The organism is Streptomyces sp. KR80, assembly GCF_052245555.1.
Classification (GTDB): domain Bacteria; phylum Actinomycetota; class Actinomycetes; order Streptomycetales; family Streptomycetaceae; genus Streptomyces.
Window position 1 is genome coordinate 49,143 of record NZ_JBQQCD010000029.1, and the last position, 8,308, is coordinate 57,450.

The window sequence follows — 8,308 nt, forward strand, 5'->3', positions numbered from 1 at the left end:
GGAGCACTCGTCGGCCGAACTCCGCTGATATCACGGCAAGTTGCGGCAAGCCTCTATGCAGGAGACCAACCAGCCGGTATCTTGCCCTCCCCACCCCTCGGTCGGTGTCCGCACCGGCAGCACCACGCGCTCGGGCAAGGAGACGCTGTGCGCGAATTCGGTCTTCCTCCCCTCGTATCGCCCCCGAGCGCCGGGGGCCTCGCCGACTCCGTGTACGACGTCGCCGAGCGCACCCCCTACCTGCCACAGCTCTCCCGGCGCAGCTCGGCGACGTCCCTGGAGTGGACCACGGTGACCGCCGCCCGCTTCCGCGACGAGGTGCTGGCCCTGGCGAAGGGGCTCATCGCCGACGGCGTCGGATTCGGCGACCGGGTCGCGCTGATGTCCCGCTCCCGCTACGAGTGGACGCTCTTCAGCTATGCGGCGTGGTCCATCGGCGCCCAACTGATCCCCGTCTACCCGACGTCCTCCTCCGAGCAGGTGCACTGGATCCTCTACGACTCGCGCGCGTCTGCCATCGTCGTCGAGCAGGAGGACCAGGCGATGACCGTCGGCTCGGTCTGCGACGGCCTGCCGCTGCGCCGCATCTGGCAGCTGGACGCGGGCTGCGTGGCGGAACTCTCCGAGCAGGGCAGAGGAGTCACCGAGGCCGTGGTGCACAACCGGCGCCGCTCGGTGAAACCGCACTCGGCCGCCGCCATCACGTACACCTCGGGCACCACGGGTCGGCCCAAGGGCTGCGTCATCACCCACGCCAATCTCGCGTTCGAATGCGACACGCTGCTCGCGGGGTGGCACTCGCTGCTGGCCGAACCGGGCGAGCAGCCTTCCGTGCTCGCCTTCCTCCCGCTCTCCCACATTTACGGCCTGATGATGCAGGTCGGCTGTCTGCGCGGCGGGATCCTGCTGGGTCATCAGTCCGACCTGAGCACCAATGCGCTGTTGCCCGCCCTCGCGTCCTTTCGGCCCACGTTCATCTACGGCGTGCCGTACATCTTCCAGAAGATCTGTGACCGCGCGCGCCGCACCGCCGAGGAGACCGGCCGGCTCGAGGTGTTCGACAAGGCGGTCGAGGTGGCGGTGCGCTACGCCGAGGCCATGGAGCAGCGCGCCCTGGGAACGGGCCCGGGACCGAGCCCGTCGCTCCGCGTTCAGCATGCACTGTACGAGCGCCCGGTGTACGAGCGGATGAGGGCGGTGCTCGGCGGCCGCGCCCGGTTCGCCCTCTCCGGCGGCTCCACGCTCGGCCGGGAACTGGGCCTCCTGTTCTGGGGCATCGGGATCAAGATCCATGACGGCTACGGGCTCACGGAGTCCTCCGGAGGCGTGACGGCGCAGCCCCTGGGGCGCATCAAGTACGGCACCGTCGGCCGACCGCTGCCGGGCTGCTCCATCCGGATCGCCTGGGACGGCGAGATTCTGGTCCGGGGCGATGTGGTCTTCGCCGGCTATCTGGACGACCGGGTCGGTACGGAGGCGGCGCTGCGGGGTGGCTGGCTCGCCACCGGGGACGTCGGATCGCTCGACAGCGAGGGCTATCTGACCATCACCGGCCGGAAGAAGGACACCATCGTCACCAGCGGCGGCAAGAGCGTCGCCCCGGCCGTGCTGGAGGAACGGCTGCGGGCGCATCCGCTGGTCTCCCAGTGCCTGGTCGTGGGCGACAACCGACCGTTCATCTCGGCCCTGATCACCCTGGACCCCGAGGCGCTCGGGCACTGGCAGCGGCTGCACCAGAAGCAGGAGCTCGACTTCCGTGCGATGACGTCCGACCCGGAGCTGCGCGAGGAGATCGGGCGGGCGGTGGGCTCGGCCAACAGCGCGGTGTCACGCGCCGAGTCCATCCGTGCGTTCCGGATTCTGCCCGCCGAGTTCAGCGCGGCGGACGGCTTGATGACGCCCTCACTGAAGCTCCGGCGCAGTGCCGTCGTCAAGGCGTACAGCGCCGAGATCGCCGGGATGTACGCCCCCTGACCCCAGCGAGCGCATAGCGGTCCCCTCAGCCCGACCAGGTCCAGTCGGCGACCTCCGGGAGGTCGGTGCCGTGCTCGCGGATCCACGCGTGGTGACGGGTGCGGGCATCGGCCATCGTCTGGCGTACGGTGATGGCCCGCATCCCGAGGCCCGGGACGCGGTCGACGACGTCCATGACGAGCCGGTAGCGGTCCAGATCGTTGCGGACCACCATGTCGAACGGCGTGGTCGTGGTGCCGGCCTCGCGATAGCCGCGCACATGCAGATGGGCGTGGCCCGCCCGGCGGTAGGCGAGGCGGTGCACCAGCCAGGGATAGCCGTGGTAGGCGAAGACGACCGGCCGGTCACGGGTGAACAGCGCGTCGTACTCCGCGTCCGACATGCCGTGCGGATGCTGCTCGCGCGGCATCAGCTTGGTCATGTCGACGACATTCACCACCCGGACCCCGAGGTCGGGCAGGTGCCGCCGGAGCAGTTCCGCGGCGGCCAGCACCTCCTGCGTGGGCACGTCCCCGGCCGCCGCCAGCACCACATCGGGTCTCCGGCCGGTGTGTTCCCGGCCCGCCCACGTCCACGCCCCGGCGCCGCGGGCGCAGTGCGCCCGCGCCTCGTCCAGCCCGAGCCAGTCGAAGCAGGGCTGCTTGCCCGCCACGACGACGTTGATCCGGTCCCGGGTGTGCAGCACATGCTCGGCCACGCAGAGGAGGGTGTTGGCGTCCGGGGGCAGATAGACCCGGACGACCTCGGGACTCTTGTTGAGCACTTGGTCGACGAAGCCCGGATCCTGGTGCGAGAAGCCGTTGTGGTCCTGCCGCCAGACATGCGAGGTGAGGAGGTAGTTGAGGGAGGCGATGGGGCGGCGCCAGGCGAGCGGGCGGGAGCTCTCCAGCCACTTGGCGTGCTGGCCCGCCATCGAGCCGACGATATGCACGAAGGCTTCGTAGCTGGCGAAGAAGCCGTGTCGGCCGGTGAGGAGATAGCCCTCCAGCCAGCCCTGGCACAGATGCTCCGAGAGGACCTCCATCACCCGGCCGTCGCGGGCCAGATGTTCGTCCCCGTCGACCAGGGCGCCCTGCCAGGCCCTGCCGGTGGCCTGGTACAGCGCGTCCAGCCGGTTCGAGTCGGTCTCGTCCGGGCCGACGACCCGGAAGTCGCGGCGCTCGGCGGTGTCGGCCATGATCCTGGCCAGATAGCCGCCCAGCACCCGGGTGGGCTCGTGGAGGGCGGCGCCCGGCCGTGCGACCGACACCGCGAACTCCTCGAGACGGGGCGTCGGGAGGTCGCGCAACAGCAGCCCTCCGTTGGCGTGCGGGCTGGCGCCGAGCCGGGCGTCTCCCTCCGGTACGCAGGCCAGGACCTGCGGACGGGGGCGTCCGTCCGCGTCGAAGAGTTCCTCCGGGCGGTACGAGCGCAGCCACTGCTCCAGCAGCCGCAGGTGCTCGGGGTTCTCGCGCACTGCGGTCAGGGGAATCTGGTGCGAGCGCCAGGTGCCCTCGACGGCCAGCCCGTCCACTTCGGCGGGCCCGGTCCAGCCCTTGGGCGTACGGAGCACGATCACGGGCCAGTGCGGCCGGTCGGAGACGCCCTGTTCGCGGGCGGCGCGCTGGGCGAGGGCGATATGGTCCAGGGCCCGGTCCATTGCGCTCGCCATGGCCCGGTGCACCTGGAGCGGATCGTCTCCGGCCACGTGGATCGGCTCGTGACCGTAGCCGCGCAGCAGCCGGTCCAGCTCCCCTTCCGGGAGGCGGGCGAGCACCGCCGGGTTGGCGATCTTGTAGCCGTTGAGGTGCAGGATCGGCAGGACCGCGCCGTCGTGGACCGGGTCGAGGAACTTGTTCGCGTGCCAGGAACCGGCGAGTGGTCCGGTCTCGGCCTCACCGTCGCCGATCACACAGGCCACGAGCAGGCCGGGGTTGTCCAGGGCGGCGCCGTAGGCGTGGGCGAGCGAGTAGCCGAGCTCTCCCCCCTCGTGGATCGAGCCGGGTGTCTCAGGGGCGGCGTGGCTGGGGACGCCGCCCGGGAAGGAGAACTGGCGGAACAGCCGGGCCATGCCGGTAGCGTTCCGGGGAACGTCCGGATAGACCTCCGAGTAGCTGCCCTCGAGCCAGGAGTTCGCCACGACCGCGGGACCGCCGTGGCCCGGGCCCCAGATGCAGATGGCGTCCCGGCCCCGCGCCCCGATCACCCGATTCAGATGGGTGTACACGAGGTTGAGCCCCGGGACGGTGCCCCAGTGACCCAGCAGCCGGGGCTTGATGTGCGCGGCGGTCAGGGGCTCGCGCAGTAGCGGATTGTCCAGGAGATAGATCTGTCCCGCCGACAGATAGTTCGCGGCCCGCCAGTGCGCGTCCAGCGCCGCCAGCTCGTCGTCGGTCGGGACAGGCCGGGCGGTGGTCATCGAGGCCTCCTCCACCACATGGCCACCCGATGAGATCACTCGGGGCTCGGCCAATCATGTGCACGGAATCGCGGAATCGGCGCGGGGAGTTCTGCTATTCGGGGGGTGGCGGGAGAGTCGGCCCCAGGACCTGATCTCACGGGAGGGCAGGAGGGGCTCTTATGGACGAGGACGGCAGCCGGGGCGTGGTGTCACGGCAAACGGTCCTGGTCGCCGCATCCGCCGTTCTGGGCCTGATGCTGAGCGGCTGCCTGACGATGGCGCAGAAGGCGACGGAGAGGACGCAGGACGCGCGTACGGCCCGGGCGACCGGGACCCCGGAGCCCGATCTCACGAATGGAGCAGCCGAACCCGTGCCCATCGACCGGGAGCTCTGGGTCGATCCACAGACTCCGGCGGCCCGGCAGGTGCGGGAATGGGTGGCCGAGGGGCGCACGGCCGAAGCGGAACTCCTGCGGCAGATCGCGGACCGGCCGGTGGCCGAATGGATCGGTGACGACCCGGAGGAGCGCACCCGGAGCATCACGAGATCCGCGGCCCGCGCCGGCCGTATGCCCGTTCTCGTGGCGTATCACATTCCGCACCGCGACTGCGGACATCACTCCGCCGGAGGAGCGGTGGATGCGGCCGCGTACCGCGAGTGGATCCGCCGTATGGCGGCCGGAATCGGCGACCGCAGGGCGATCGTGGTACTGGAGCCCGATGCGGTGGCCCACGCGGTCGACGGCTGTGTGCCCGACGACCTGCGCGACGAGCGCTTCGCCCTGCTGAACGAGGCCGCCGCCACCCTCGCCGCGCTGCCCGGCACGAGGGTGTACCTGGACGCCGGACACCCCGCCTGGATCAGGGACATCCGCCGCCTGGTGCGGCCGCTGCGGCACAGCGGCATCGCCCACGCCGACGGCTTCGCCCTCAACGTGGCCAACTTCCAGCCGACCCGCGTCGTCGAGCACTACGGGCGACGGCTCTCCCGTGCCCTCGGGGGCAAGCCGTTCGTGATCGACACCAGCCGCAGCGGAAACGGCCCCGCGACCGATGAGCCGGGCGCGGAGCGCTGGTGCAATCCGCCCGGCCGGAAGCTCGGCGAGCCGCCGACGATCCGCACCGGCCGGGAGAAGGTCGACGCGTATCTGTGGATCAAGCGCCCCGGCGAGTCCGACGGCTTGTGCAACGGAGGGCCGCGGGCGGGGGAGTGGTGGCCCGAGTACGCACTGGACCTGGTCGGGAAGGCCGAGGCCTGAGCCGGGCCCGGCGCCCCGGGCCACAGCGTCATGGCACGTGCACCCACTTCGCCACGGACGGGGTGCCGCGGCGATCGGAGACGAACAGCATGTACCAGCCGCGCGGCACCAGCGTCGGGTCTTTCGGCACCGACAGCCGGAGCTTCCGTCCGTGCTGGTCGACGGGGAGCGCCACCGATCGCTGCTCCACATCCGTCGTATGGGTGACCGCGCTGGGCCGGATCAGCCGCGCGGTGGCGATCCGCCCGGCGGACCACACGCCGAAGGTGGCGGTGGAGCCGCGGCGCAGCTCGGTGGGACCGTCCTCGAGGGCCGGGCGGGATGTCCGGTACAGGTACGGCGGGGTGTAGATCTCCACCCGTTGCTCGAATGTGCCGGTCCTGGTGTTGTCCCGGTCGGCGTAGAGCGGGTCCGAGCCGAAGGTGGCGACCCGTCCATCGGGCAGCAGCAGCGCCGACGAGTGGTAGTTGCGCGCCACGGCGGGGTCGGCGGCCGGACGGAAGGTGTTGCGCTTGGGGGAGTAGAACTGCGCCTTGCGGATGTCGCTGTCGTTCTTCCCCCGGTAGTCGACGGACCCCCCGGTGGTGAAGACGGTGTCGTCGGGCAGGATCACGCTCGACAGATAGCGGGTGCCCTGCGGCAGGTCCGGGCCGCCCCGGAAGCGGGGCCGCGCCGCTCGGGTCTTGAGGTCCGCAACGGCGGTGCGCGGCGTCGACCTCGCCGATTCGCCGACGCCCCCGCCGCCGAGCACCATCACCTTCTGGTCCTGGGCGGGTGGGAGCAGCACGGATGCCGAGGTCTCCAGCAGGTCGGGGTCCTCGAGGCCGGGGACGGGCGCGAAGGTATTGCGGTGGACGTCCCACAGACCGGGCACGCGGCCCTTGTCGGCGGGGCCGTACCCGGCGTTGGAGCCGGAGTAGAAGAGCTTGCCGCCCCTGGTGAGGAACAGTGCGGGATAGGTGGGGAAGTAGCGGTCCGGCCCCTTGGACCACGTCCTGGTGCGCGGATCGAAGATCTCGTTCTTTCCTTCGATGATCCGGCCCACGTCGTCCAGACCGGACACGGCCAGCACCCGGCCGTCCTCGAGCGTGACGAGCGTGGGGTACCAACGGCTCTCCGCCATCGGGTCGACCGGCACATAGCGCTCGCTGAGCGGGTCGAACTCGTAGGCCACGTCAAGGCCCTGGTAGTCCTGCTTGTCCATGGTCATGGCCTGGGCCAGGCCGTACACATTGCGCGCGTCCGGGCCCCGCAGGCCCTCGATCCGGTACTGAGCGGGCCGGTCGCGGACCTGGCCGGGGCCCTTCTGCACCGCCTGCACGAAGGTCCGCGCCTCGCTCGCGGTCACGACGACCTCGGTCTTCTTCCTCCCCTTCGCCTTCCGTTCCGGGACGGTGTGCTTCATCGCCGGCGGGAGAGTGAAGGCTCGCACGGAGCGGTACGCCGTCCCGTCGGGGGCGCGGAAGACGGTCCCCCGGGGAATGCTGCGCCGGACGTCCGGGTCCTCGTTCCTCACCAGCATCGGCCCGGCGGCCCGCTCGACCTTGTCCTGAAGGATCTCGTAGCGCGCCGTGCCGCCCGCCACCAGGAGTCGGCCGCCGGGAAGCTGGGCGTGGCCGGCACAGAAGAGATCGTCGGGAGTGGGGATGAGCTTGAAGGAGTTCTTCACCGGATCCCACAGCACCGTCTTGAAGGTCTTCGCTGCGAATTGCCGTTCCACATTGCCGGAGCCGGCGATCAGCAGGACCTTGCCGGTGTGCAGCAGCGCGGCGTGGATGGCGTTGACCCGGAACTTCTCGGGCACGTCGAGCAGACTCCAGTGTCCGAAGCGCGCCTTGTAACCGGGGCGTTCGATGCTGTACGCGCGGTAGGTCCGCTGGGCGTAACTGATGGCCGCAGGGGCGTTGAGCCCGGCCAGGACGACCATCGCGACCGCCCCGACGGCGGTGGTACGGACGCGGGGGCTGATCACCAGGTGCACAGCGATTCCTTGTCCAGAGCGGTGGCGAGTAGGCGGCTCTCGGTTCTGGCCGCCGGTACGACGGGCGCGGCTGTCCGCGGCCGGCGCTGCCGCAGGGCACCAACAGACCAGATGATCGGCGGCGCGAGGGACAGCACGAGGGCGAGCCCGGCCCAGGTACGCATCGCCACATGGGTGTGACCCTGGGCGAAGGAGGCGGCCAGACCACCGCCGAAGACCACGGCCCACAGCAGATGGATGCGGAAGGTGGCGAGGCGGTCCGGGCTGGCGGAATCGCCCTTCGGGGTCACCACGAAGGTGCTCTTGCGGCGCAGCACCGCGTCCATGAGGGAGCGGGCGTAGAGGGGGGCCGACAGCGCGGACATCACCATGCCGGCAAGGCCGCCGGAGCCTTCGGGTTCGTGCGGGGAGACGTTGTGCCGCCGGTTCCAGACGTACAGCCCGATCTGCAGCGCGGCGGCATCGCTGTAAAGCATCAGCCAGACCTCGGAGGAGATCTGGACGCCGGAGGCGCCGAGCACCAGGAAAAGGGTGCAACTCACCGCGGCAAGCAGCCAGTTGAGGGCGGTCATCGGGTAGAAGAGGAACATCAGGGTGTAGTTGAAGAGTTTTCCGGGTGGCAGGGTGAAGGGTGCCTTCCAGAACTGTTTGAGGATGGTTTCGTAGGTGCCGCGGGACCAGCGGAGTTGTTGGGTGAAGAAGTCGGTCCAGGCG

At 70.5% G+C, this 8,308-nt stretch carries 4 protein-coding genes and 1 pseudogene; 2 read left to right on the forward strand and 3 right to left on the reverse strand.

Going from position 1 to position 8,308, the window contains the following annotated elements:
- Window positions 1–147: 147 nt before the first annotated feature.
- Entirely contained in the window at window positions 148–1,974 is a 1,827-nt protein-coding gene (locus ACTWQI_RS27800; RefSeq protein WP_443274545.1) for an AMP-dependent synthetase/ligase, read from the forward strand.
- 25 nt (window positions 1,975–1,999) lie between these two features.
- Here ACTWQI_RS27800 and ACTWQI_RS27805 read toward each other — a convergent pair whose 3' ends face one another.
- The gene (locus ACTWQI_RS27805; RefSeq protein WP_443274547.1) at window positions 2,000–4,372 is read right to left on the reverse strand and encodes a phosphoketolase family protein; all 2,373 of its coding nucleotides are present in this window, start codon (window positions 4,370–4,372) and stop codon (window positions 2,000–2,002) included.
- Window positions 4,373–4,533: 161 nt separating this feature from the next.
- On the opposite strand from ACTWQI_RS27805, the gene ACTWQI_RS27810 reads away from it, so the two are divergent.
- Entirely contained in the window at window positions 4,534–5,613 is a 1,080-nt protein-coding gene (locus tag ACTWQI_RS27810) for a glycoside hydrolase family 6 protein (RefSeq protein WP_443274549.1), read from the forward strand.
- A gap of 28 nt (window positions 5,614–5,641) precedes the next feature.
- On the opposite strand, the gene ACTWQI_RS27815 is transcribed toward ACTWQI_RS27810, so the two are convergent.
- Together ACTWQI_RS27815 and ACTWQI_RS27820 are read right to left on the reverse strand one after the other, a co-directional pair.
- Complete coding sequence (locus ACTWQI_RS27815; protein WP_443274560.1) at window positions 5,642–7,540, reverse strand: galactose oxidase-like domain-containing protein; 1,899 nt, start codon at window positions 7,538–7,540, stop codon at window positions 5,642–5,644.
- A 41-nt stretch (window positions 7,541–7,581) separates the two neighbouring features.
- A pseudogene (locus ACTWQI_RS27820) lies at window positions 7,582–8,308 on the reverse strand (glycosyl transferase); the annotation flags it as partial.